Source organism: Ruegeria aquimaris (assembly GCF_025751555.1).
In the GTDB taxonomy this organism is placed as follows: domain Bacteria; phylum Pseudomonadota; class Alphaproteobacteria; order Rhodobacterales; family Rhodobacteraceae; genus Ruegeria_B; species Ruegeria_B aquimaris.
In genome coordinates this window covers 1-24,544 of sequence record NZ_JAOWLB010000008.1, presented here as the reverse complement: position 1 = coordinate 24,544, position 24,544 = coordinate 1, and the positions used below count along the sequence as shown (strand labels likewise).

The window sequence follows — 24,544 nt, the reverse complement described above, 5'->3', positions numbered from 1 at the left end:
AGCCGATGGCAATGACCTCGCTAGTCGTAATCGTAGGAACAAAGCGCATGGGCCGGTAACGGTAGACCATAATCGTCCCCATGCGCCTCCGAAAGTTCGGGGGCTTTTTTTATGCTGAATCGAATAGACGCATGTCGCGAATGGAGCAAAGCAGATGACACGTGAGATGACCGGCGCAAAAATGGTGGTCCAGGCCCTCAAGGATCAGGGCGTGGACACGGTATTCGGCTATCCCGGCGGCGCCGTCCTGCCGATCTATGACGAGATCTTTCTGCAAAACGACATTCGCCACATACTGGTGCGGCACGAACAGGGCGCGGTGCACGCCGCCGAGGGCTATGCCCGCTCGACCGGCAAGCCCGGAGTTGTGCTTGTGACCTCGGGCCCCGGCGCCACCAACGCGGTGACCGGCCTGACCGACGCGCTGCTCGACTCGATCCCTCTGGTGGTACTGACCGGCCAGGTGCCCACCTTCATGATCGGCTCGGACGCCTTCCAGGAGGCCGACACCGTCGGCATCACCCGCCCCTGCACCAAGCATAACTGGCTGGTCAAGGATACCGACAAGCTGGCCAAGACCATCCACGAGGGGTTCCATGTCGCCACTTCGGGCCGCCCCGGTCCGGTGCTGATCGACATTCCCAAGGACGTGCAGTTCGCAACCGGCACCTATACCGGACCCAAGGCGATCACCTCGCATTACCAGCCCCGGGTCAAGGGTGACATGGAAGAGATCACCGAACTGGTCGCCGCGATCGAAAAGGCCAAGCGCCCGGTGTTCTATACCGGCGGCGGCGTGATCAACTCCGGCCCCGCCGCCAGCCAGCTCTTGCGCGAGCTGGTGGATGCAACCGGCTTTCCGATCACCTCGACCCTGATGGGTCTGGGCGCTTATCCCGCCTCGGGCAAGAACTGGCTGGGCATGCTGGGCATGCACGGGCTTTACGAGGCGAACATGGCCATGCATGGCTGTGACCTGATGATCAATATCGGCGCCCGCTTCGACGACCGGATCACCGGACGCATCGACGCGTTCAGCCCGAAATCGAAAAAGGCCCATATCGACATCGACCCAAGCTCGATCAACAAGGTGATCCGGGTCGATATCCCGATCGTCGGCGATGTGGGTCATGTGCTGGAAGACATCCTGAAGGTCTGGAAGGCGCGCGGGCGCAAGACCAATGCCGAGGCGGTCGCAAAATGGAACGCCCAGATCGACGAATGGCGCAAGGTGAACTGCCTGACCTACAAGCCGTCGGAAAAGACCATCAAACCGCAATACGCGCTGGAGCGTCTGGAGGCGCTGACCAAGGGGCGTGACCGCTATGTCTGTACCGAGGTCGGCCAGCACCAGATGTGGGCGGCGCAATATCTGGGCTTTGAGGATCCGAACCGCTGGATGACCTCTGGCGGTCTGGGTACCATGGGCTATGGCTTCCCCGCCTCGATCGGGGTGCAGATGGCGCATCCCGACGCGCTGGTGATCAACGTGGCGGGAGAGGCTTCGTGGCTGATGAACATGCAGGAAATGGGCACAGCCGTGCAGTACCGTCTGCCGGTGAAACAGTTCATTCTGAACAATGAACGCCTGGGCATGGTGCGCCAGTGGCAGGAGCTCTTGCACGGCGAGCGTTACTCGCAATCCTGGTCCGAGGCGCTGCCCGATTTCGTGAAACTGGCCGAAGCCTTTGGCGCCAAGGGCATCCTGTGCAAGGATCCTGCCGATCTGGACGATGCGATCATGGAAATGCTGGACTATGACGGGCCGGTGATCTTCGATTGCCTCGTCGAAAAGCACGAAAACTGCTTTCCGATGATCCCGTCGGGCAAGGCGCATAACGAGATGCTGCTGGGCGATGCCGAGACCCAAGGCGTGATCCAGGCCGGCGGCGCGGTTCTCGTCTGACAAAATCCTGCGATTTTTTCGGTCGCGCCCGGTGCGACCGGCACCTTCCATTCTGAAAGGGACGCACATGTCTGCCCTACACATCAAGAAAGGCTCTTCGAGCCACTCCGCCTACAACCTGCGCCCGACCTTCTCGGACGTGGCCGAACGGCACACCATCGCCCTACTGGTCGAGAACGAGCCGGGTGTCCTGGCCCGGGTCATCGGCTTGTTCTCGGGTCGCGGCTACAACATCGAAAGCCTGACCGTTGCCGAGGTGGACCATACCGGCCACCTGAGCCGCATCACCATCGTCACCACCGGCACGCCACAGGTGATCGAGCAGATCAAGGCACAGCTGGGCCGCATCGTCTCGGTCCGCGATGTGCATGACCTGACGGTCGAGGGCCGCGCGGTCGAGCGGGAACTGGCAATGCTCAAAGTGGTCGGCAGCGGCGACAAGCGGGTCGAGGCGCTGCGGCTGGCGGATATCTTCCGCGCCAATGTGGTCGACAGCACCCTGTCGAGCTTTGTCTTCGAGATCACCGGCGCACCGGAAAAGATCGACGCCTTTGCCGATCTGATGCGGCCACTGGGCCTGGCCGAGATCGCACGCACGGGTGTCGCGGCGCTGTTGCGCGGCGACTGATCGGCGCGACCTGTTTCAGGCGGGGTAGGCCTTGGTCAGAGCCCCGCCCTCTTTCTTCCTCTCGGCAGCGCGACTGAACGGGACAACCTTTGCCGAAGGCGCAGGTTCCGCCGGTGTCGGGCGCGATTTCGCGCCCCCCGCGTTGCGCAGCACGTCAGGCAGGCTCGGGCATATCCCGTGCTTCACCAGCTTCGGATTTGTCGCCATACGCTGATTGCGTTCCGTGACCAGGTCGAACTGAACCCAATCCCCCACGTCCAGACTTGGCCCCTTTTGCCTGCCGGTTTGCCGATAGAATGCCAGATCGCCGTGATCTTCGCACCAAATGACCGCTTTCTGGTCAGAACTGTCGCTCCAGAGAACTACGCCAAACATATCCCGTCCTAACATCTTGTTTTTTTTAGATTGAGCGAATTAAGAAGACTCAAACATGGTAAATTGCGTGTCCGACTATTGCATTTTGTGTCTGCTCCGATAGCTTCTCGACACTCTTTGGCGCCATGTATGTCGCTAATTAGCATCAGTTTTTCGATTTCGGCCGAAGGAAGCCACAATTGTCCTTCATGTTGCGGCAAGAAACAGACCAACCTCTTCGGAAATGAAATGACAAAACCAACCAGGACACCGGCAGAACTTCGCAACATGTTTGGCGAGAACTTGCGCCAGCTGTGCCGCCGATATCCCTCGATCTCGGAGCTTTCTCGGCAACTGGGCATCAACCGGACCCAGTTCAACAGGTATCTCTCGGGTGAGAGCTTTCCGCGCCCGGATGTCCTGGATCGGATATGTTCGTTCTTTTCCGTCGATGCGCGCATCCTGCTGGATCCGGTAGACAATATCCCCGCCTCGGATCAGATCCTGTCCGGGCCGGTTCTGGGCGATTTTTTCGGCCCCAATGTCTCCTCACTGGAAGAAGATGAGTTTCCCAGCGGCTTTTACCGGTTCACACGCCGAAGCTTCGTGAACGAAAAAAAATTCGTTCTCGGTCTGGTCTATGTCTTCCGCAGGGACCGGGCGACATTCATTCGCGGCTACGAAGCCCGCGAAGCCATGCGCCAGCAAGACCTCCCCGACGACCCGCGCACGCGGGAGTTTCGCGGATACGTCACGCGCGAGGATGACGGTGTCGCATTGCTGATCTCGCGCCGGAACGCGATGACCTTTTCGTTCAACTATCTTGCCCGCGTCGCCTCGTTCGAAAACAACTTTTGGGTCGGGTACGTCTCGCGTTCGGTTCGTGAGCCCGATACCGGTCACCGCATCACCCGGATGGCTTATGAACATCTGGGCCGGGACATGGCCACCGTCTACAAGACCGCACGCCATGCGGGGTTCCTGGATAAGGAGGACCTCCCGCCGTTTCACCGGCGGTTGCTGCGTCCCGACGATCCGTTCCGCTAATTCCGGTCAGTGCGGGTCTCGTGTTACCTGGCGATACAGGTGCCACGACGCATGGCCCAACCAGGGCAGCACCAGGAAAAGACCCAAAAAACCGGGCAACATGGCAACAAAGGTCAGACCCGCCACAATGGCGGCCCAGGACAGCATCACAACCGGGTTCGAGGTTACATATCCAAAACTCGAAATCATTGCGGTGACAAAGTCCAGTTCCCGATCCAGCAACATCGGGATCGACATGACGGTAATCATGTAGAGCAAAGTTGCAAACGCCGCGCCGACCGCCGTCCCCACCGCCAGCATCGTCAATCCGTTCAGGGTCAGAAACACTTCCAGCGACGAGGACACGTTGGTCATGGTGGACAAGCCCAGGAAGAGGGCAAAGATCATATGCCCCAGAAAAAACCAGAACATGAAAACAAGCACCATGATGGCGCAGATCGACGGCAACTGTCGGCGGCTTTGCAGGATCACCACGCCGAAGATCTCGGCGAAATCCAGCGGTTCCTTCTGCTCCAGCCGGTGCGAGACCTCATATAACCCCACCGCCGCGAAGGGCCCGAGCAAGGGAAACCCGATCGCTGCCAGAACCAGCCAATAGGTGGTACCGGTCCAAAGTGTGATCCAGGCGATCAAGAGCCCGGACATCACGTAAAAGCCGGAAAACAAGAGACCAAAAATCGGTGCCTTCAGATAATCCCGCAACCCTTGTCGCAATGCTTCACCCAGCATCGCAAAGGTTGCCGGATGCATAGGCGGTACTCCAAACGGCTTGTCCATGACTGCTCCTCCCTGCCCTGTCCCGCTGTCACATCGCCGGCTTTTTCTGCGGCCATTCCGTCGCCTGATGATAGGCTTCGCCAATGGACAGAAGCCGGGCGTCACTGCCGCGCGGGCCAAATACCTGGAACCCCATCGGCACGCCCTGCGGGCCAAACCCGGCTGGAACCGCCAGCGAAGGCAGGCCGATCAGGCCAATCGGGATCGTAACCTCCATCCAGCGATGATAGGTATCCATCGCCCGGCCCGCGATTTCCTTTGGAAAAGGCACGTTGACGTCAAAGGGCCAGACCTGCGCCGAGGGCAGAACCAGCGCGTCGAATTCTCCGAGCAGTTCGACTGCCCGCTTGTACCAGTTCGAGCGTTTGACACTGGCGCGATGGATATCCATCGCCGACAGGGCGAGTCCGCGTTCGATCTCCCAGATCGCCGTATCCTTCAGAGCCGACCGGCTCTGGCGCAGCAGCGGCTCCAACGCGCCCGCCTTGCCCCAGGACCGCAGATCCAGCCAGGCCTCCCAGATTGCCGCCGCATCCATCGGGGCCGGAACCGGCTCAACAGCGGCACCGAGCGTCTCAAGCACGCGCAACCCGCTTTCGCACAGTTCCAGAATCCCCGGCTCCATCGCATAGGCTCCGCCCCAATCGCCCAACCAGCCGATGCGCACGCCTTTCAGGTCCACAGGGGACACCGGTGCGGTCTTGGGGCTGTTCATCGACAAAGGCACGCGCGCATCCGCCCCGGCGATCACATCCAGCATGATCCCGATATCCGCCGGGCTGCGCCCCATCGGGCCCAGCGTGGCCAGTTGATACAGGAACAGCTCGCGCTCTGGATCGAGGGGCACCGTGCCCCAGGTCGGGCGGAACCCGTACACGTTGTTCCAGGCCGCCGGATTGCGCAGCGATCCCATCTCGTCGGACCCATCCGCCAGCGCCGTCATGCCGGTGGCCAGCGCCACCGCGGCCCCGCCAGACGAGCCGCCACAGGACAGCGCCGGCTGATAGGGATTACCCGTCGCGCCATAGACCGGGTTGAACGTGTGCGAGCCAATCCCAAACTCCGGCACGTTCGTCTTGCCGATCAGGATCGCTCCCGCCGCCCGCAGACGCGACGGCAAGAGACTGTCCTTGCCCGCGACAAAATCCGCAAACAACGGCGAGCCCATGGTGGTGGGCACACCGGCGATACTCTCCAGATCCTTGATCGCAATTGGCAGGCCGTGCAAGGGCCCCCGCACCGGCCCGGCATCACAGGCCCTCGCTTCTTGCATCAGGATGTCCGCGTCACGCAGCGCCACGATGGCATTGACCTTCGGGTTAACCTCTGCGATCCGGTCGAGCGTGGCGCCCATGAGGCTTTCGGCACTCAACTGCCGGGAGGCCAAGGCCGATATAAGATCGACGGCTGACGAGCGAAAAAGATCCATATCCGGGGACTCCCTAGAGCTGTTTTCCAGCAGCCTAACGGCGCGCCATCTGCATTTAAACCCACTGTTTCAATATATCTTTTCCGGCTCGGATCGCCCAGCACCCCACCCCACAGACGCTGTCAGTAGGCGGTTCGCCTGGTTGCACCGGTTCACCGTCTTCCCTTACGGTATCCAACTACAACCCACCCTTCAGGACACAGTCCCTCCAGGCAAACATATGAAGCTTGCCCATATCAGCATCACCGCCAGAGACGCGGACAGGCTTGCCGCCTTCTATGTCGCCGCATTCAACTGCACGCCAAGCCGGGCACCGGTCACGCTGACCGGTGCGCGTATTGTCGCCGGATGTAGCCTGCCGCAGGCCTCGATCAGATCCCTCTGGTTGAGATTCCCCGGGGTCGAGTACCCGTTTCTGGAGCTGCACCAGCATCGGCAGACCCTCGAACGGGGTCTGCCACAGGTCAACGAACCGGGCTACGGGCATCTTTGTTTTCAAACCCCGGATATCCACGACGCAGTGCGCCGAACCTTGCGCTTCGGTGGCGCCCTGCAAGGTGAGATCACCGATATCGGTGCGCCGGATCACCCCTGCCTCGCCGTCTATCTGCGTGACCCCGAGGGCAACCTGCTGGAACTCGAAGAGGCATAGAACCAGAGGGCCGGTTACCCCTGACCCTTGTCTTCATTTCGCTCAAAATACTCCGGGGGAGTCGCCGTCAGGCGGCGGGGGCAGCGCCCCCTTCTGCCTCAGTCCTCGGCCTGCGCGTCGGCGCGGCTCTTGCCCGAAACCTTCATCGCCAGCGTCGCCGCCATGAACCCGTCCAGATCGCCGTCCAGCACGCCCTTGGTGTCACTGGTTTCATGCCCGGTGCGCAGATCCTTGACCATCTGATAGGGCTGCAACACATAAGACCGGATCTGGTTGCCCCATCCTGCATCGCCCTTGGCCTCATGCGCCGCGTTGATCTCGGCGTTGCGGCGGTCCAGTTCCTGCTGGTAGAGCCGCGATTTCAGCGCCTTCATGGCAATGTCGCGGTTCTGGTGCTGCGATTTCTCGGAACTGGTCACCACGATGCCGGTCGGGATGTGGGTGATCCGCACCGCCGAGTCGGTGGTGTTCACGTGCTGCCCGCCCGCGCCGGATGACCTGTAGGTGTCGATGCGGATATCGCTGGGGTTCACCTCGATCTCGATATTGTCGTCCACCACCGGATAGACCCAGACCGAGCTGAACGAGGTATGCCGTTTCGCCGCCGCATCAAAGGGAGAGATCCGTACCAGACGGTGCACACCGCTTTCAGATTTCAGCCAGCCATAGGCGTTGTGCCCGGAAATTTTATAGGCCGCCGACTTGATGCCGGCTTCGTCGCCCGCGCTCTCCGATTGCAGCTCGACCTTGTAGCCCTTCTTCTCGGCCCAACGGACATACATGCGCGCCAGCATCGAGGCCCAGTCGCAGCTCTCTGTGCCACCGGCACCTGCGTTGATCTCAAGGAACGTGTCGTTGCCGTCGGCCTCGCCATCCAGGAGCGCCTCCAGCTCCTTTTCAGCGGCGCGCGCGCGCAGCGCCTTCAGCGCCGCCTCGGCATCCTTCACCACATCCTGATCATCTTCCATCTCGCCCAGTTCGATCAGCTCGATATTGTCGGCCAGATCGGTCGCGATTTCCTTGTAGGTCTCCATGGCATCGACCAGCGTCTGCCGCTCGCGCATCAGTTTCTGCGCCTTCTCCGGATCGTCCCACAGATTGGGGTCCTCGACCCGGGCATTAAACTCTTCCAGCCGGTGCGGCGCGGTCTCGTGATCCATCCGCTGTGCTAGCAGACGCAGGGACTTCTCAATGTCTGACACGATGTTTTGGATTTCGGCACGCATAAGGGACTGTCCTGCATTTCATCTTGCCGGCGGGTGATACCTTAGGCCAGCGCCGTGAACAAGCGGCAACGGCGGCCTGCAAACTTTGCCCGCGCCCGCCCAGACACCCCGAATTTGACATTAATCCGCATCAACTCGGTCCAATCGGAGACAATCATCTTAATCGGTATGCCCAGTTCTCGCTCGCAGGTCTCGTTTTTAGGGGTCACGCCAACAACTGGGATGTTTGAATGCCGTAGGGATATCTTGTCAGCTTGGGGGACGGTTCGCTTGACCCGAACGATGCGATTGGGGGTGCCCTGATCACCTTCAGCACCGATACAGCATTCGGTGCCGGGTCCTGTACCTGGTCCGGTACGGCCGGTGGAACCAGCTATTTCAACGAGGTCGAGCCGGGCTAATATTACCTGGCCACCGACGGCAATGTCTATTTCGTACCCGATGACGGGCCGGTCGACATTATCAGCTCGGCCGGCGCCACCACCGCGCCCGCCTATAGCCGCAATGACGGCATCGTCTCTGGCACCGACATGGGCGAGGTGATTGACGCGGGCTATACCGATACCGATGGCGATCAGATCGACAATAGCGGCGCCACAGATGACACGGTCGAGGCCGGTGGTGGCAACGATACCGTCAGCGCGGGTGGCGGCGCCGACAGGGTCATCGGCGGCGAAGGCGATGACAGCCTGATGGGCGGATCGGGCGGTGATACGCTGATCGGCGACGCCGATCCGTCAGCGCCTGCCCCAAATCCGGTGACCATCGACATCAGCAACTAAGCCGATACCGGCAGCGGCTTTACCGTTACCGCGCAAAACGTGGTTGGCGGCGCTCTGATCAGCGCCAGCAGCGCCAACATCAGCACTTTCAACGGCGGCTTCGGGGCCAGCGGCACCATCTCCGACAGCGACAGCGCGGTCTCGGCCCAGATCGGTTATGACAAGGCCTCGGGCCTGTCCGAGAACATCACCATCACCTTTGACACCGGCACCAGCGAGGCCTCGTTCGACTTCGCCCACCTCCCGTACCGCCGATTTTGCCAAGGTCGGGCATTGGGCGGTCTAGAATGACGGTACCCTGGTGGCCGAGGGCGATTTTACCGAACAGGGTTCCGGCAGTGGCAGCGGACCCATCTCGATTTCGGGAGTTGGCAGCTTTGACGCCATGGTACTGACTGCGAAACCGCAGACCGATGGGACCGTCGGGTCGGACTATACTGTGACTGGCGTCACCTTTACCCCTCTGCCCGAAGAGGTCACCCCCGGTAACGACACGCTGGATGGTGGCCTGGGCGACGACCTGCTGGATGGCGGTGGCGGCGATGACAGCCTGATCGGCGGTGCCGGGTCCGACAGCCTGACCGGTGGCACGATCAATAACATCCTGATCGCGGCCGAGGGCGACAGCGTTCTCGGCGGCAGCGGCGACGACCTGATCCAGATCACCGATCTGTCCGAAACAGGGTCCGACACCATCGCCATCGTCGGGGGCGATGATGGTCAAACCAAAGGCGATACGCTTGATTTCCAAGGTAATCTCTTCTGGGGCTCGCTCACCATCACCAGCACCGACACGGTGTCCGGCGCGATGAGCGGCTCGGCCCTGTTGACCGATGGCACTGTGGTCAATTTCTCGGGCATCGAGAATATCATCTGCTTTGCCACCGGCAACCGGATCGAGACCGACCGGGGGGCCGCGCGGTCGAGGATATCGCCGTGGGCGATCTGGTGCTGACCCGTGACAACGGCTTGCAACCGGTGCGCTGGACCGGGTGCCGCGGCGTTCCCGGTAGGGGACGGTTCGCTCCTGTCCGCATCGCCAAGGACAAACTGGGCGCGCTGCGCGATCTCTTTAGTCTCGCCACAGCACCGTCTGTTGCTGAGCGGCTATCAGGCATCGTTGTTCACCGGCCAGACCGAGGTGTTGGCCGCCGCCGCCCATCTGCGCGACGATCGCTATTTTCGCCGCGCGCCCTGCCCGGTGGTGACCTATGTCCAGCTGATGTTCGACCGGCATGAAATCATCTATGCCGAAGGCGTCGCATCGGAGAGTTTCTTTCCCGGCAGCCAGGGTTTGGAGGCGCTGGCCGAACCGGCCCGCGACGAGCTGTTTGCGCTCTTCCCCGAACTGCGCAGCGGCAGCGGCGGTTTCGACGAAACCGCGCGCCTCTGCCTGCGCCAATACGAGGCTTCGGTCCTGGCGCGTACTTTGCTTCAGTAAAGCCCGCCGGAACTGACGGTTCCGAAATTGGCCTTGGGTCCCACGGTCGTGACTTCTCCCGTCGATGTCCGCACTTGCTGGCCCGCCTGCTGCACCTCTTCGACAAGCGGCAGGTTCGATCCCATTGCAAAACCGCCGTCATAGGCCAGCCCAAAGATCGGCTCGGCGCCATCGCGGAAATACTCTGCAACCACATAGTTGCCGCTCGCGTCATCAGGCAGGCGGGCGCCGGTAAACCGGTCGATTTTGATGAAATGCCCTCCCGGCGGAACTTCAAACGGACCGCCGCCATACTTGGCCACGGCTTTTTCCATGAACTCCTGGAACACCGGCCCGCAGAGCGACGAGCCATAGGCGCCCCGGCCCAGCGGCGAGGGATTGTCATACCCGATGTAACAGCCCGCCACGATGTTCGAGGTAAAGCCGATAAACCAGACGTCCTTGGCATCGTTGGTCGTGCCTGTCTTGCCCGCTGTCGGCACCGGCAAGTTGACCGTGCCGCTGGCCGTGCCGCGCTCGACCACACCCTTCATCATCGAGGTCAGCTGATAGGCGGTGATCGCGTCCATGACCCGCTCGCGATTGGTCACGATCCGGGGCGCCTGCCCCTCGCCCAGCCGGTCGGACAGACAATCGACGCAATCGCGCTGGTCGTGGCGATAGATCGTCTTGCCGAACCGGTCCTGGATGCGGTCGACCAATGTGGGTTCCACCCGCTCGCCGCCATTAGCGAACATCGCATAAGCCGCCACCATCTTGTAGAGCGTGGTTTCTTCGGACCCCAGCGAGTTGGCCAGGAACGGCCCCATATGGTCATAAACGCCAAAGCGCTCGGCATAGCCCGCCACGACCGGCATCGAGACCTCTTGCGCCAGTCGAATGGTCATCAGGTTCCGCGATTGTTCGATACCGGTTCTCAGGGGCGTCGGCCCATAGAACTTGTTCGACGAGTTCTTGGGACGCCACAGGCCCTGGGGCGTGTTCACCTCGATGGGCGCGTCAACCACGATCGTCGCAGGGCTGTACCCACTGTCCAGCGCCGCGGCATAGACAAACGGCTTGAAGCTCGACCCCGGCTGCCGCAAGGCCTGCGTTGCACGGTTGAACACCGAATCCTGATAGCTGAACCCGCCCTGCATCGCCAGCACCCGGCCCGAGTTCACGTCCATCGCCATGAAGCCACCCTGTACTTCGGGCACTTGACGCAGCGACCATGTATCCGCGTCGGCCCCGGCGCGGACCAGAACAACGTCGCCCAGTTTCAGGTTGTCGGCAAAGCTGCCTTTCATCCACTTGATGTCGGATCGCGGAACGCGCCCGTCGGCTGGTCCATCCTCGATACCAACGACCAGTGTCTGGTCGCCAATGTCCCGCACCACGGCGGGATGCCAGCGTCCGCCCAGATCGACATCACGCGGCACCTCGGTCGCCGACAAGGCGCTCCGCCATGCCTCTTCGTCTGCCAGCAACGCGACATCGACCGTCTTGCCGGTGCCGCGCCATTTGCCGCGCTGCCGGTCATAGTCTTCCAATGCCTTGCGCAAGGCCTTGGCCGCCTCGACCTGCATCTCTTCGTCGATCGAGGCCCGGACGGTAAACCCACCGGTAAAGAACTCCCCCTCGCCAAAATCCTCGCTCAATTGGCGTCGGATCTCGTCGGTGAAGTAGTCGCGCGGCGGAAGCGCGGTACGGAAGCTCTCGAAATCGCCATTCTGCACCGAACGCAGCGGCTGCTCACGCTCAATCTCATATGTCGCCTTGTCGATATACCCGTTCTCGCGCATCTCGCGCAGGACATAGTTGCGCCGGTCCAGCAGGCGCTGTTTTTCACGTACCGGGTGATAGTCGGACGGCGCCTTGGGCATGGCGGCCAAGGTGGCCGCCTCATGCGGGGCCAACTCGCTGAGCGTCTTGTTGAAATAGGTCTGCGCGGCGGCGGTTACACCGTAAGAGTTCTGCCCGAGGAAGATCTCGTTCATGTAAAGCTCGAGGATCTGCTCCTTGTTCAGCGTCTGCTCCAGCCTTGCGGCAAGAATGATCTCCTTGATCTTGCGCTCTGCCTTGCGATCGCCGGACAAGAGGAAGTTCTTCATCACCTGCTGGGTGATGGTCGACGCGCCGCGCACGTTGCTCCCGCGCGATCGGACCGCTTCGATACCGGCGGCGGCAATGCCGCGGATGTCATAGCCCTGGTGGGTGTAGAAATTCTTGTCCTCTGCCGAGATGAACGCCTGCTTGACCAGATCGGGGATCTCGCCCGACGGCGTGAACAGCCGCCGTTCCTTGGCAAACTCATCGATCAGATGCCCCTCGCCCGAATAGATCCGGCTGATCGTCGGCGGCTTGTATTCGGCCAGCGATTCATGGCTGGGCAGATCCCGGCCATACATCCAGAACACACCCCCGATGGTCAGGGCCACCATGAAGACGCCCAGGGTGACGAGGCTGAAAATCGCCCCGAAGAAGGAGAGGATGAAACGGATCACGTGGCTGCCCTTGTAGTGCGGTAACGCCTATATAAGCACCCGCGCGGCAAGGGTCAAAACCGGAGAGCAGAATTCGGCTCAAACCCGACGCGACGTAGATACCGGCATGAGATTGGGGCAACTCGCATCCGCGCGGAACCGCCAGACGGTTACTGCCGCACCAGCGACCGGCTTTCCAGATCCGCCTTGCGCCAGTTTACCAATCCGTTGCGGATACCGGCCGCCATGGCGGCACGCCATTGCGGATCCTGCAAGTTCTTGAGGTCCCGTGGGCTAGACAGAAATCCGATTTCGACCAGGACCGAGGGGATATCGGCCGCTTTCAGCACCGAAAAGGAGGCCCCGCGCAGCGGTCGGCGGTTCATCGGTCCGCCCTGCTGGGTCATGCCATCGACCAGCGCCCGGGCCAGCGCCTCGGTGCGCGGCCGGGTCTCCTGACGGGCGAGATCCAGCAAGACATCCGTCACCCGGTCGTCGGCGTCGCTCAGATCGACACCGGCCAATAGATCGTCGCGGTCATGGCGTTCGGCCAGCTTGGCCGAGGCAATATCCGATGCCTCTTCGGCCAGAACATGCACGGTTGCGCCATGCGCCAGCCCCTCGCTCAGCGAATCGGCATGCAGCGAGATGAACACATCCGCCCCGGCCTCGTGCGCCAACGCGATGCGCCGCTCCAGCGATACAAATACATCCGCATCCCGGGTCAGGACCACTTCGAATCCGCCCGTGCGCAGCAACAGGTCCTGCACCTCGCGGGCAAAGCGCAGCATCAGCTCTTTTTCGACGACGCCCTCCACCTCGGCGCCCGGGTCGATACCGCCATGTCCGGGATCCAGCACCACCCGCACCGGCGCATCCGGTCCGCGTTCAGGCAAGGCCGGCAATTGCTCCGGCACTGGCAGATCCCAGCGCGGATCATGCGGCGCGCCGGCATTTGCCGCAAAGGCCGCCTCGTCCACGGGTTTCAGAACAATGGCCAGCCGCGCCCCACCGGTCACCGTATCGACGCTCATCGCCGCCTCGGCCACCGAATACGGCCGCGCCAGTTCCAGCACCATCCGCGACCATCCCGGCACATAGGTCCCGAACTGCGCCGAAACCACCCGGTCTTCGACCAATAGCGCCTCGGCGTTCAGTCCGGTCCAGTCGACCTCCTGGAAATCCAGCACCAGGCGCCGTGGCTCATCCAGCGTGAACAGGCGGAACGGCACCCCCTGGCTCAACGCCAAGTCCAGACGCAGCGCCCCCCGGGACACCTCGGCGATCCGGCTTTCCTCCGGGCGAATCCGGGCCAGACCGCTGAAATCCTGCGCCAGCGACGGAACAGCCAGCGCCCAAAACGCCGTGATGAGAATGATGATCCTGCTCATGTTCCCGGTCTTTGCGGAGTTGGCGCCAACAATAGCCACCTATCCCAGCGCTGCAAACGCCTAATCGGCCGATGCCCGCGTCGCCATGAATTGCGCCAGCCGCGCCAGCCCTTCCTCGATATCCGCCGTCGCCCGCGCATAAGAGAACCGCAGCGTACCGCTCCCCCGCTCCGGATCGAAATCGAGGCCTGGCGTCACCGCAACGCCTGCCTTCACCAGGATTTCGGCGGCAAAGGCGCGGCTGTCATCGGTCAGGTCCGAGACATCGGCATAGACGTAGAACGCCCCATCGGGTGGCGCGATCCGGGTGAACCCGGCCTTTGGCAGCCCCTCCAGCATCAGCTTTCGGTTTGTCTTGTAAACCTTTAAGTTCGCTTGCAATTCCTCTTCGCACTCCATCGCCGCAAGGGCCGCAACCTGGCTGGCATGCGGGGCGCAGATGAACATGTTCTGCGCGATGCGTTCGACCACGCGCACCTGATCCTCGGGCACCACCATCCAGCCCACGCGCCAGCCAGTCATCGAGAAGTATTTCGAAAACGAGTTGATCACATAACATTCATCGGTCAGCTCCAGCGCCGTCACCGCCTTGGCCTCGTATTCAAGGCCATGATAGATCTCGTCGCTGATGAAACTCGCGCCCTGTCCCTGTGCCGCGTCGATCAGCGCACCCATAGCCGCACGGTCCAGCATCGTACCGCTGGGATTTGCGGGCGAGGCAACCAGCAGCCCGGCCAAATCCATTCCGTCAAAGTCGGCGGGCACCGGTTGGAGCCGATTTTCCAGTGCCGTCGGCAAGTCCACCGGCACCAGGCCCAGTGCCCGCAGGATCTGCCGATACGAAGGATAGCCCGGCGCCCCGATCCCGACCCGGTCACCGCTATCGAAGAGCGCGGTAAAGGCAAGCAAAAATCCGCCGGAGGAACCCGGTGTCACCACCACCCGCTCGGGGTTCAGATCGACCCCGTACCAGTCGCCGTAAAGCTGCGCGATGCGGCGCCTTAGCGCTGGCAATCCAAGTGAAACGGTATAGCCTAAAGCATCCGTTTTCAGAGACTTTTCAAGAGCTTCCATGGCTCCCTTGGGCGCGCCCGTACCGGGTTGGCCAACCTCCATATGGATGATCCGGCGACCACCTTCCTCGGCCTTGCGGGCGGCCTCCATCACATCCATCACAATGAAGGGATCGACAGTGGATCGGCTTGAGTTTCTCACGACGTTCTCCCATGGTGCGGCCATGGCTTTTGAACGCGTATTCCGGCTGGCGTCAATCCCGGCCCTTGTTCTGCTGTCCGCGATCTATCTGTTCGCGGCCAGTTCCGCCTCGGCCATCACCCTGCTGCGCGACCCCGATATCGAAAACGGACTTGAGGAGCTTGCCTTTCCCATCCTGCGCGCAGCCGGGCTGAACCCGCGTCGGGTCAAGCTCCTGGTTGTCGATGACAGTTCGCTCAACGCCTTTGTGATCGACCACAACGCAATCTTCATCCACTCGGGCCTGATCGAAAAGGTCCAGCGCGCCGACGTATTGCAGGCCGTCATCGCGCATGAGGCCGCGCATATCGCTAACGGCCATATCGCCCGCCGCATCGGCAATCTGGAAAACGCCCAAACCTTGTCCAAACTGGGCTTTGCCCTGTCCCTGCTAGCTGCCGCAGCCGGGGGCGGCGACGCCGCGGCAGGGATTGCCGCCGGTACCCAAACCTCGGCCCTGCGCGGGTTTTTGAAACATACGCGGGCCGAGGAATCGGCCGCAGACAACTCGGCCGCCAGTTATCTGCGCTGGTCCGATATCCCGCTTCAGGGGCTGGTCGACCTGCACCGCACCTTTGCCGGGCAAGAGTTGCTGAGCGTCGAGCGTCAGGACCCCTATATGCAGTCCCACCCGCTGACCCGCGACCGCATCCGTAACGCCGAGGCCTTTCTTGAAAGCTATGGCAGCACGGCCCCAGACAATCCCAACGCGGAATACTGGTTCGCCCGCGTGCGCGGCAAGATCTCGGCCTTTTCGCGCAGCTCGAAATGGACCCTGGGTCGCGCCGCAGAGGAACCGCACCGCGACATCCGCCTGATGCGCGAGGCAATCGCCTGGCACCGCGACCGCAACCTCTCTCGTGCCCGCAGCGCAATTGACGCCGCCATCGCCGAACGGCCAGACGATGCCTATTATGTCGAACTCAAAGGCCAAATCCTGATGGAGCACCGGCAGACGCAGGCGGCGGTTGCCACCTATAAGCAGGCGGTCGATCTTGCCCCCAACAACGCGCTGATTCTGGCCGGCTATGGCCGGGCGCTGCTCAGCGCCGGTCAGGACAAGGCCGCACTCGACGCGCTGGAACGCGCCCGGGCGCGCGAGTATCGCGATATCCGCATGTTACGTGATCTGGCGGTGGCCTATTCCAAACTCGGCAACGATGGTATGGCCTCTGTCGTGACCGCCGAACGCTACGCGCTTCAAGGCCGCCCCGAAGACGCACTTATTCACGCCAAGCGGGCCGTCGGCGCGCTGCCTACCGGCTCTCCCGGCTGGCAGCGGGCACAGGACGTCCTGCTTGCCTCGGAACGATCTGTAAAAAGGAAAAGATGATGTTTCGCACCCTCGCCACAACGGCGCTCGCCACCACGCTTCTTGCCGGACCCTCTCAGGCGCTGGACCTTAGCGCCATGTCGCCCGAAGAGCGCGCCGCTTTCGGCGCCCAGGTCCGCGAATACCTGCTGGAAAACCCCGAGGTGATCATCGAGGCGGTCAACATCCTCGAACAGCGGCAGGCCCAGGCCGAGGCGCAGCAGGATGTGCAACTGGTGGCGGCCAATTCGACCGAGATCTTCAACGACGGCTATTCGTGGGTCGGCGGCAACCCCGAGGGGGACATCACCCTGGTCGAGTTCATGGATTACCGCTGTGGCTATTGCCGCCGCGCCGTGCCCGAGGTTGCAAAGCTGTTGCAGGACGACGGCAACATCCGCTTTATCGTCAAAGAATTCCCGATTCTGGGCGAGGCATCCGTGCTGGCGTCGCGCTTTGCCATCGCCACGCTGATCGTTGCCGGAGACGAAGCCTATGGCCAGATCCACGATGCCCTAATGGAATTCACCGGCGACATCACCGAAGTGACACTGGCGCGGATCGGCGAAGGTCTGGCGCTGGATGTCGAAGCGATCAAGGCCGAGATGAACAGCGACGAGGTCACCCGGCGCATTACAGAGACCCGCGCGCTGGCGCAACGGCTCAACATTTCGGGAACGCCCTCGTTCGTTCTCGAAACCGAGATGCTGCGCGGCTTCCTGCCCGCCGACCAGATGCAACACGTGGTGGATGCCCTGCGCGAAGAGCGCAGCTGAGCCAAATCTAGGGGCGCGGCCCGCGCCCCATTTCCGCCGCGAAATGACCTCGGTTCAAGTGATCGGCATCACCGAGTTGTTAACCATTCCCGATGTATCACTGAGGGCATGGAACCGACATCACTTGCTCCCCTTGCGGGCCTTGTACCCGCCGCAGGTTTCTTCCTGCTCTGGTATCTGACCGCGCGCAAACTGCGCGGGTCGCTGCATCACCTCGACCAACAGGCAACACGCATACAGGACCTGCGCCGGTCGATGGAAAGCATGGACATCGAACTGGCGATGAAGGACGCGCGGATCGCGCGCCTGACCCGCGACCTGGTTCAAGCGCGCGGCGGCCTGCGCCCACCGCTGTCCCGGACCGGCTGATCCCTCACACCGGCCCCAGCCGTGCGCGGGTCCGAACGGGGGCGGCGCGTTACTCTGCCGCCTCGGCGGCAGAGGCAGCCTCGAGCGCGGCGGCCTTCTTCTCGACCTCTTCGACGATATGGTCGATCATCCGTTCGTTGGACATCTTGTGGCTGGCCTTGCCCGCCAGATAGACCATGCCCGAGCCGGCGCCGCCGCCGGTAAAGCCCACATCGGTCATCAACGCCTCGCCCGGGCCGTTCACCACACAGCCGATGATCGACAGGCTCATCGGCGTCTTGATATGCTCCAGCCGCTTTTCCAGCGCCTCGACCGTCCTGATCACGTCGAAGCCCTGCCGCGCGCAACTGGGGCACGAGATGATGTTGACGCCGCGATGCCGCAGTCCGAGGGACTTCAGGATCTCATAGCCGACCTTCACCTCTTCGACCGGATCGGCGCTCAGGCTGACGCGGATCGTGTCGCCGATCCCCATCCACAGCAGGTTACCCAGACCGATGGCCGATTTGATGGTTCCACTGACCAACCCGCCCGCCTCGGTAATCCCCAGGTGAATGGGGGCGTCGGTGGCCTCGGCAATTCCCTGATAGGCGGCGGCCGACAGGAACACGTCGCTGGCCTTCACGCTGATCTTGTACTCGTGGAAATCGTTGTCCTGCAGGATGCGGATATGCTCAAGCCCGCTTTCGACCATCGCCTCGGGGCACGGCTCGCCGTATTTCTCTAGCAGGTGCTTTTCCAGACTGCCGGCATTCACCCCGATCCGGATGGAACAGCCGTGATCGCGCGCCGCCTTGATCACCTCGCGCACCCGGTCCGGGCTGCCGATATTGCCGGGATTGATGCGCAGACAGGCCGCGCCCGCCTCGGCCGCCTCGATCCCCCGGCGATAGTGAAAATGGATATCGGCCACGATCGGCACCGGGCTTTCCCGCACGATCTCGCGCAGGGCACGCGCGCTGGCCTCGTCCGGGACCGAGACCCGCACGATATCCGCCCCCGCCTCGGCCGCCGCCTGCACCTGAGCCACGGTGGCGGCCACGTCGGTAGTCAGCGTGTTGGTCATGGTCTGGACCGAGATCGGCGCATCGCCCCCGACAGGCACGTTGCCCACCATGATCTGGCGCGATTTGCGGCGATAGACATTGCGCCATGGGCGCACGGGATTGTGGGACATGGGGCCAGCCTCCTGCATCTGGACGCGTTAGCCCCTAGATAGGCCCCTGCGTCAGCGGCGGCAATGGCGGATCAGTCGTTTGCGACCTGTTGCGACTGTGCGTTCTGCGCCTCGGCCACCAAAAGCTGGCGCAGGGCAAAGTTCTGTTCGGCCTCAAGATCGGCAACCGCAAACCGTTCGCCAACGGCATCCATGGACAGCTGCACGTTCTTGGTAACAGTTCCGCGCGCACCCACCGGACCGTAGTGGTCGCCATTCATCGCAAAATAGACCGCGCCCGACTCACCGACACGCAGGGTCGGCGGCTCTTCAGTCAACGGCACCTCATAGGTGCTCCCCTGTTCGACCGTTCCCAGGGTGCCTTCGAAAATCACGCTGCCATCGGCTGCGGTGACTCGCATCCAGGCCGGGCTGACGGCGACAATCTTCAACTTCGGTTCCAGTTCCTCGACCACCTGCGGCAACAGCGAATCCACCGCGCGCTGAGTCGCGCTCAGCTGAATTTCGGGCAATTGCGGCGTCACGAACAAACCGACAGAGTTTGGATCAAGCGATGCGATCGGCGCATCCCGCGCCACCAGCACCGGCACATCCAGAGCCTGCGGCCGATAGAGCCGATCCAGGGCTTCCACCGTCGGGCCACTCAGTGTTTCGTCCTCGCGCCCGGCGCTCTTCAGCGGGTCGAGATCCGTCAGCACCAGCGGCGCCTGATCGACTGGGGCCACCTGAACCTGTTGCACTTCCTTCAAAACCGACCACCCGCCATAGCCGATGGCGCCGATCAATGCGACCAAGACCAGCACCGATCCGATGGCACGCGGTTCGATCTGCGACAGCATGGATTCCCGGCCAGGTGCAAAGGGCGTGTTGGGCGTGATGAAGGGATCATTCGAAACGGTGCGGCGCGGCGCGGCGGGCGCCAACGCTTTTTTCACGCCCGAGGCCTGCGCCGACATGCCATGGGCCACTTCGAACCCGCTCTCTTTACAGAACTTGGCAAAACATTCCTCGGCATCCATGCCGAGATAGCGCGCGTAAGAGCGGACATAACCGGCGATGAACCCAGGCGTGTCAAAGGCCGACGGATCGCAATTCTCTATCGCAGCAATGTAGCTGGCTTTGATGCGCAATTCCCGCTGCACATCCAGCAGGGACTTGCCCAACGTGGCGCGTTCACCCCGCATGATATCGCCCAGTCGCAACTCAAAGTCGTCGAAGCCCATAGGTTTTTCAACCTGTGCTTCTTCCGACTTGCGCTGAAACCTGCGCCCGATCATGCCTGTCGCCCCATCGTATCTGCCGAGTGTTACCGGCAGCGCCGGAATCGTTCCCGCAACGATTCGCTCGCGCCTTTTGTTACCTCAACCGTAACACGAGGCAAAGGAATTGGACACCGAAGCGTGAGGTTATCCGGCCAATTCGGCACGATTCAGCGCACAATGCGCCCAGAGCGCGTCCATCGCGTGCACCAGCTTGTCCATCTCGTCCGGCCCGTGCACCGGCGACGGGGTGAACCGCAGCCGCTCGGTGCCGCGCGGCACGGTGGGAAAGTTGATGGGCTGCACGTAGATGCCGAAATCCTCCAGCAGCATGTCGCTCAGCTTCTTGGTATGCACCGGGTTGCCGACGATAACCGGCACGATATGGCTGCCATGGTCGATCAGCGGCAGGCCAAGCCCCTTGAGCCGCAGCTTCAGGATCCGCGCCTGGGTCTGATGCTGGTCGCGCAGCTCCTGCGCAACCTTCAGATACGCGACCGAGGCCGCCGCCCCCGCCGCGACCGCCGGCGGCAGCGAGGTGGTAAAGATGAAGCCCGGCGCATAAGACCTTATCGCATCGCACATTTTTGCGCTGGCGGCGATATATCCCCCCATCACGCCATAAGCCTTGGCAAGGGTGCCGTTGATGATGTCGATGCGGTGCGCCAGCCGGTCCCGCTCGGTCACGCCGCCGCCACGCGGCCCGTACATACCGACCGCATGCACCTCGTCGATATAGGTCAGCGCGCCGAACTCGTCGGCCAGGTCACAGATCTCTTCGATGGGGCCGAAATCGCCATCCATCGAGTAAACCGATTCAAAGGCAATCAGCTTGGGCGCCGCCGGATCGTCGGCGGCCAGCAGCTCGCGCAGATGCGCCACGTCGTTGTGGCGGAAGATACGCTTGGCCCCGCCATTGCGGCGCACGCCCTCGATCATCGAGGCATGGTTCAGCGAATCCGAATAGATGATCAGCCCCGGGAAAAGCTTGGGCAGGGTGCTCAGCGTCGCGTCATTGGCGATATAGGCCGAGGTGAACAGCAGCGCCGCTTCCTTGCCATGCAGGTCGGCCAGTTCCGCCTCCAGCCGCTTGTGATAGACCGTGGTCCCCGAGATGTTGCGCGTGCCGCCCGACCCGGCGCCAGTGGCGTCGATGGCCTCGTGCATCGCCTGCAACACAACCGGGTTCTGGCCCATGCCCAGATAATCGTTGCCGCACCAGACCGTGATCGGCCGCTTGCTGCCATCGGGGCGGGTCCAGACCGCGTGCGGAAAATTGCCCTTTTCCCGCTCGATATCGATAAAGGTCCGGTAGCGGCCTTCGTCATGCAGTTTCTGGATGGCGGCGTCGAGTTGCGCGATATGGTCCACCGGGTCCTCCATAGGTCATCCGGCCCGATGCCGGCAATTCTGGGTTCTGCGCCGCATTCACGGTCTTGAATGCATATCTTTGGCACATCATTTTTTCAACCGCCTACATCCTGCATCGGTGTCGCAGCCTTGATCTGGGTCAAATACCGCCGCAACCGGGTTGTCACAACCCGCCCTGCGTCGCTTCGTCTTCACAATGCGGCGCCGGGTGGATGCCGGTGTTTCCGATACACGTCGCGCCGCGCCCTCTGGACAGTGCCGGGCGCGCTGCTAGGCTCTCGCGCGAGCAAAAGACCTAGCAAAGGAAACCCCATGTCACTCGACGACGTTCTAGGCCGCATCGACGCGGACCTGCACACGGCCATCGACCGGCTGATGGAGCTGATCCGCATCCCCTCGATCTCCACCGATCCCACCTATGCCGCCGATTGCGACCGCGCCGCCGACTGGCTGGTCGCCGACCTGGCCAGCATCGGGATCGCCGCCGAAAAGCGTGTCACCCCTGGCCGTCCGATGGTGGTGGGCCATATCACGGCCGACCGTGCCGATGCCCCGCATGTGCTGTTCTACGGCCACTATGACGTACAGCCGGTCGACCCGCTGAACCTGTGGACCAGCCCGCCATTCGAGCCTGTAATCGAGGATACCGCCAACGGCAAGGTAATCCGCGGCCGTGGCGCGTCGGATGACAAGGGCCAGTTGATGACCTTTGTCGAGGCATGCCGCGCCTGGAAAGCGGTGCATGGTTCCCTGCCGTGCCGGATCACCTTCTTCTTCGAAGGCGAAGAGGAATCGGGCTCGCCCTCGCTGGTCCCCTTCCTCAAGGCGCATGCTGACGAGCTCAGGGCCGACATTGCGCTGGTCTGCGACACCTCGATGGTGGCGCGTGGCGTGCCGTCGATCGCGGCCCAGCTGCGCGGCATGCTCAAGGACGAGTTCACCATCGTCGGCCCCCGCATCGACCTGCATTCCGGCCATTACGGCGGCCCCGGCCTGAACCCGCTGCGCGAGCTGTCGCGCATCGTCACCTCGTTCTACGACCAGGACACCGGCCGCGTCGCGGTCGAAGGCTTCTACGAAGGCGTGCACGAGGTCCCCGCCGAACAACTGCGCCAGTGGCAGGACTGCGGCTTTGACGAACAGGACTACCTCACCTCGGTCGGCTATTCTCAGGCGCACGGGGAAAAGGCCTATTCCACCCTTGAACAGCAATGGGCGCGCCCGACGCTCGAGGTCAACGGTCTCTGGGGCGGCTACAACGGCGCCGGATCCAAGACCGTGATCCCCAGCCAGGCCCATTGCAAGATCACTTGCCGCCTGGTCGGCGACCAGGACCCCGACAAGCTGCGTATCGCGATCCGCAAACATGTCGAAGCCCGCCTCAGCCCCGACGCCAAGGTGATCTGGGACAACGATCTTGAAGGGTCCAAGGCCTCGGTGATGAACATCGCCCGCCCCGAGATGGAGGCGGCCCGCAGCGCGCTTTCCGACGAATGGGGCCGCGAGGCGGTGTTCACCGGCATGGGCGGCTCGATCCCGGTGGTCGGCTTCTTCAAGTCGATCCTGGGCCTCGATTCGATGCTGGTGGGCTATGCCAACGAAGACGACGCGATCCACTCGCCGAACGAGAAATACGACGTCCAGAGCTTCCACAAGGGTATCCGCTCCTGGGCGCGCATTCTTGATGCGCTGACGGCGAAGTAAACGACCATCGGCCGGGCCTCAGGCCCGGTCGGCCCCGGCAAACCGGTCGGGCAGCTTGTAAAGCTCCTCGTATTCCGGCCGATGGAAATGCCACAGGCCATCGCCGCGCTGTTCCCAGGTGGCGTGCATCACCTGGCGCACATGCTCCAGATCGAAACTCTCATCCACCGGTCGCGCCTCGAAGGCCGAGAACACTTCGTCATCGTTGCGCCCATCGGCGAACCATTTCGGGTTGGTGCGCACGGCGCCTCCGGCGGCCACTTCCTTCTGCTTCTCGATAAAGGCGTTCCGGCGATTCAGTGTTTCCACATACAGCCCATAGTCGCAATACTTCATGTGGAACATGTACAAGAACTCGGGCATGTTCAGCTTTTCATATTCGGCATAATGCCCGCCACGCCCGATCTTGCCGGGGCGCGAGACGATACAGGGCTTGGCATAATGGAGCGCCACCTGCGCATGCAGGCGCGGCCCCAGAATACCGTCGCCGATATCCTCCTTTTCCCGGTCGCGCAGATGCACGATCTCAAGCCCCATCGCGGTATAGACCGTTCGCCCCGGCGCCTTGTCCAACCAGGTACGCAGGTTCATGCCCGTCGCCGGATCAACCACCACAAATTCATCCACGTCGCAGACCAGCACGTGCTTGTACCACTGGCGCAGCGCGTTCTTCAGGTAATTCTTGGTGCGCCAGTGCAGCATGGTAAACTGGCTGGTCTCGATCGCAGGCACCGGAAAGATATTGCAGCCCTGCGCCAGTTCGCGCACCAGCGGCTCGTCCCCGTGGCTGATGATATACAGGTTGTTGCGGCCAAAAAGCCCGCCGTAATACTGCACAAACCGCGTTAGAAAATAGGCATCGTCCCGACAGATCGTCAAAACCGCCGTATTCGCATCCACCTTCACCTGAAACACCCCTGCCCGTTTTCCTAGGCGATACAGGAAAGCGCGCCGCACCGGCAAGAGGGGGCAGGGCACAGAGCAGGTATTACCCGGAAATGCATCGAACTGTGGGAGAAGTGGCGCGGTTGACGGGGCTCGAACCCGCGACCCCCGGCGTGACAGGCCGGTACTCTAACCGACTGAGCTACAACCGCGCATCTATGTCGCCCTCCGGGCCGGTCCAGTTCCCCTGGAAAGGTCAGGCAGTGGCGCGGTTGACGGGGCTCGAACCCGCGACCCCCGGCGTGACAGGCCGGTACTCTAACCGACTGAGCTACAACC

Annotated in this window: 23 protein-coding genes, 1 tRNA gene and 1 pseudogene; 13 read left to right on the top strand and 12 right to left on the bottom strand. The window is 62.3% G+C overall.

Annotated features, from left to right (window positions below; genetic code table 11):
- Positions 1 to 154 precede the first annotated feature (154 nt).
- Together OE747_RS12600 and ilvN are read left to right on the top strand one after the other, a co-directional pair.
- Positions 155 to 1,906 carry an acetolactate synthase 3 large subunit gene (locus OE747_RS12600; protein WP_263828947.1) on the top strand — a complete coding sequence of 584 codons (1,752 nt, stop codon included), beginning with the start codon at positions 155 to 157 and terminating at the stop codon, positions 1,904 to 1,906.
- A gap of 67 nt (positions 1,907 to 1,973) precedes the next feature.
- Positions 1,974 to 2,534, top strand: coding sequence for an acetolactate synthase small subunit (gene ilvN, locus OE747_RS12595; protein ID WP_234136269.1), 561 nt, complete (start codon positions 1,974 to 1,976; stop codon positions 2,532 to 2,534).
- A 15-nt stretch (positions 2,535 to 2,549) separates the two neighbouring features.
- Here the strand turns inward: ilvN and OE747_RS12590 are convergent, their stop codons facing one another.
- On the bottom strand, positions 2,550 to 2,909 hold the full coding sequence (locus tag OE747_RS12590) for a hypothetical protein (RefSeq protein WP_263828946.1): 360 nt from the start codon (positions 2,907 to 2,909) through the stop codon (positions 2,550 to 2,552).
- A 228-nt stretch (positions 2,910 to 3,137) separates the two neighbouring features.
- Here OE747_RS12590 and OE747_RS12585 point away from each other — a divergent pair, with 228 nt between their 5' ends.
- Positions 3,138 to 3,935 carry a helix-turn-helix domain-containing protein gene (locus tag OE747_RS12585; RefSeq protein WP_263828945.1) on the top strand — a complete coding sequence of 266 codons (798 nt, stop codon included), beginning with the start codon at positions 3,138 to 3,140 and terminating at the stop codon, positions 3,933 to 3,935.
- Between the two features lie 6 nt (positions 3,936 to 3,941).
- On the opposite strand, the gene OE747_RS12580 is transcribed toward OE747_RS12585, so the two are convergent.
- Together OE747_RS12580 and OE747_RS12575 are read right to left on the bottom strand one after the other, a co-directional pair.
- Entirely contained in the window at positions 3,942 to 4,712 is a 771-nt protein-coding gene (locus OE747_RS12580; protein WP_263828944.1) for a DUF2189 domain-containing protein, read from the bottom strand.
- Positions 4,713 to 4,740: 28 nt separating this feature from the next.
- Positions 4,741 to 6,141: an amidase gene (locus OE747_RS12575; protein WP_263828943.1), complete on the bottom strand. Its 1,401-nt coding sequence runs from the start codon at positions 6,139 to 6,141 to the stop codon at positions 4,741 to 4,743.
- 220 nt (positions 6,142 to 6,361) lie between these two features.
- Between OE747_RS12575 and OE747_RS12570 the strand changes: the two genes are divergently transcribed.
- Positions 6,362 to 6,793, top strand: a complete 432-nt coding sequence (locus tag OE747_RS12570) for a VOC family protein (protein WP_263828942.1) — start codon at positions 6,362 to 6,364, stop codon at positions 6,791 to 6,793.
- 98 nt (positions 6,794 to 6,891) lie between these two features.
- Here the strand turns inward: OE747_RS12570 and prfB are convergent, their stop codons facing one another.
- On the bottom strand, positions 6,892 to 8,019 hold the full coding sequence (prfB, locus tag OE747_RS12565; RefSeq protein ID WP_263828941.1) for a peptide chain release factor 2: 1,128 nt from the start codon (positions 8,017 to 8,019) through the stop codon (positions 6,892 to 6,894).
- 254 nt (positions 8,020 to 8,273) lie between these two features.
- On the opposite strand from prfB, the gene OE747_RS12560 reads away from it, so the two are divergent.
- The 5 genes and pseudogenes from OE747_RS12560 to OE747_RS12535 all read left to right on the top strand — a co-directional run bounded on the left by OE747_RS12560 (position 8,274) and on the right by OE747_RS12535 (position 10,242).
- On the top strand, positions 8,274 to 8,420 hold the full coding sequence (locus OE747_RS12560) for a hypothetical protein (RefSeq protein WP_263828940.1): 147 nt from the start codon (positions 8,274 to 8,276) through the stop codon (positions 8,418 to 8,420).
- A 129-nt stretch (positions 8,421 to 8,549) separates the two neighbouring features.
- On the top strand, positions 8,550 to 8,801 hold the full coding sequence (locus tag OE747_RS12555) for a calcium-binding protein (RefSeq protein ID WP_263828939.1): 252 nt from the start codon (positions 8,550 to 8,552) through the stop codon (positions 8,799 to 8,801).
- Positions 8,802 to 8,840: 39 nt separating this feature from the next.
- Complete coding sequence (locus tag OE747_RS12550; protein ID WP_263828938.1) at positions 8,841 to 9,092, top strand: hypothetical protein; 252 nt, start codon at positions 8,841 to 8,843, stop codon at positions 9,090 to 9,092.
- Between the two features lie 10 nt (positions 9,093 to 9,102).
- Positions 9,103 to 9,756, top strand: coding sequence for a hypothetical protein (locus OE747_RS12545; protein WP_263828937.1), 654 nt, complete (start codon positions 9,103 to 9,105; stop codon positions 9,754 to 9,756).
- A pseudogene (locus OE747_RS12535) lies at positions 9,738 to 10,242 on the top strand (Hint domain-containing protein). Before OE747_RS12545 ends, OE747_RS12535 begins: the two are co-directional and overlap by 19 nt.
- On the opposite strand, the gene OE747_RS12530 reads toward OE747_RS12535, so the two are convergent.
- The 3 genes from OE747_RS12530 to OE747_RS12520 all read right to left on the bottom strand — a co-directional run bounded on the left by OE747_RS12530 (position 10,236) and on the right by OE747_RS12520 (position 15,313).
- Positions 10,236 to 12,728, bottom strand: a complete 2,493-nt coding sequence (locus tag OE747_RS12530; RefSeq protein WP_263828935.1) for a penicillin-binding protein 1A — start codon at positions 12,726 to 12,728, stop codon at positions 10,236 to 10,238. The pseudogene OE747_RS12535 and the gene OE747_RS12530 sit on opposite strands and share 7 nt — an antisense overlap.
- A gap of 149 nt (positions 12,729 to 12,877) precedes the next feature.
- Positions 12,878 to 14,098: an N-acetylmuramoyl-L-alanine amidase gene (locus tag OE747_RS12525; protein ID WP_263828934.1), complete on the bottom strand. Its 1,221-nt coding sequence runs from the start codon at positions 14,096 to 14,098 to the stop codon at positions 12,878 to 12,880.
- A 60-nt stretch (positions 14,099 to 14,158) separates the two neighbouring features.
- The gene (locus tag OE747_RS12520) at positions 14,159 to 15,313 is read right to left on the bottom strand and encodes a pyridoxal phosphate-dependent aminotransferase (protein WP_263828933.1); all 1,155 of its coding nucleotides are present in this window, start codon (positions 15,311 to 15,313) and stop codon (positions 14,159 to 14,161) included.
- A gap of 22 nt (positions 15,314 to 15,335) precedes the next feature.
- Between OE747_RS12520 and OE747_RS12515 the strand changes: the two genes are divergently transcribed.
- From OE747_RS12515 to OE747_RS12505, 3 genes are all read left to right on the top strand, one after another.
- A complete protein-coding gene (locus OE747_RS12515; protein ID WP_263828932.1) occupies positions 15,336 to 16,685 on the top strand; it encodes a M48 family metalloprotease in 1,350 nt (449 codons plus the stop codon).
- The gene (locus OE747_RS12510) at positions 16,682 to 17,440 is read left to right on the top strand and encodes a DsbA family protein (protein WP_404818315.1); all 759 of its coding nucleotides are present in this window, start codon (positions 16,682 to 16,684) and stop codon (positions 17,438 to 17,440) included. The genes OE747_RS12515 and OE747_RS12510 overlap by 4 nt, the downstream gene beginning before the upstream one ends.
- Positions 17,441 to 17,548: 108 nt before the next feature.
- A complete protein-coding gene (locus OE747_RS12505; RefSeq protein WP_263828930.1) occupies positions 17,549 to 17,809 on the top strand; it encodes a hypothetical protein in 261 nt (86 codons plus the stop codon).
- Positions 17,810 to 17,858: 49 nt separating this feature from the next.
- On the opposite strand, the gene ispG is transcribed toward OE747_RS12505, so the two are convergent.
- The 3 genes from ispG to hemA all read right to left on the bottom strand — a co-directional run bounded on the left by ispG (position 17,859) and on the right by hemA (position 21,616).
- Positions 17,859 to 18,986, bottom strand: coding sequence for a flavodoxin-dependent (E)-4-hydroxy-3-methylbut-2-enyl-diphosphate synthase (gene ispG / locus OE747_RS12500; protein ID WP_164127125.1), 1,128 nt, complete (start codon positions 18,984 to 18,986; stop codon positions 17,859 to 17,861).
- A 71-nt stretch (positions 18,987 to 19,057) separates the two neighbouring features.
- Positions 19,058 to 20,263 carry a helix-turn-helix domain-containing protein gene (locus tag OE747_RS12495; RefSeq protein WP_263828929.1) on the bottom strand — a complete coding sequence of 402 codons (1,206 nt, stop codon included), beginning with the start codon at positions 20,261 to 20,263 and terminating at the stop codon, positions 19,058 to 19,060.
- 129 nt (positions 20,264 to 20,392) lie between these two features.
- The gene (gene hemA / locus OE747_RS12490) at positions 20,393 to 21,616 is read right to left on the bottom strand and encodes a 5-aminolevulinate synthase (protein WP_318527309.1); all 1,224 of its coding nucleotides are present in this window, start codon (positions 21,614 to 21,616) and stop codon (positions 20,393 to 20,395) included.
- A 312-nt stretch (positions 21,617 to 21,928) separates the two neighbouring features.
- Between hemA and OE747_RS12485 the strand changes: the two genes are divergently transcribed.
- The gene (locus tag OE747_RS12485; RefSeq protein ID WP_263828927.1) at positions 21,929 to 23,320 is read left to right on the top strand and encodes a M20/M25/M40 family metallo-hydrolase; all 1,392 of its coding nucleotides are present in this window, start codon (positions 21,929 to 21,931) and stop codon (positions 23,318 to 23,320) included.
- An 18-nt stretch (positions 23,321 to 23,338) separates the two neighbouring features.
- Here OE747_RS12485 and OE747_RS12480 read toward each other — a convergent pair whose 3' ends face one another.
- Both OE747_RS12480 and OE747_RS12475 read right to left on the bottom strand, forming a co-directional pair.
- Complete coding sequence (locus OE747_RS12480; RefSeq protein WP_263828926.1) at positions 23,339 to 24,235, bottom strand: glycosyltransferase family 2 protein; 897 nt, start codon at positions 24,233 to 24,235, stop codon at positions 23,339 to 23,341.
- Positions 24,236 to 24,340: 105 nt separating this feature from the next.
- Positions 24,341 to 24,417: transfer RNA gene (locus OE747_RS12475), tRNA-Asp, on the bottom strand.
- Positions 24,418 to 24,544: the final 127 nt, after the last annotated feature.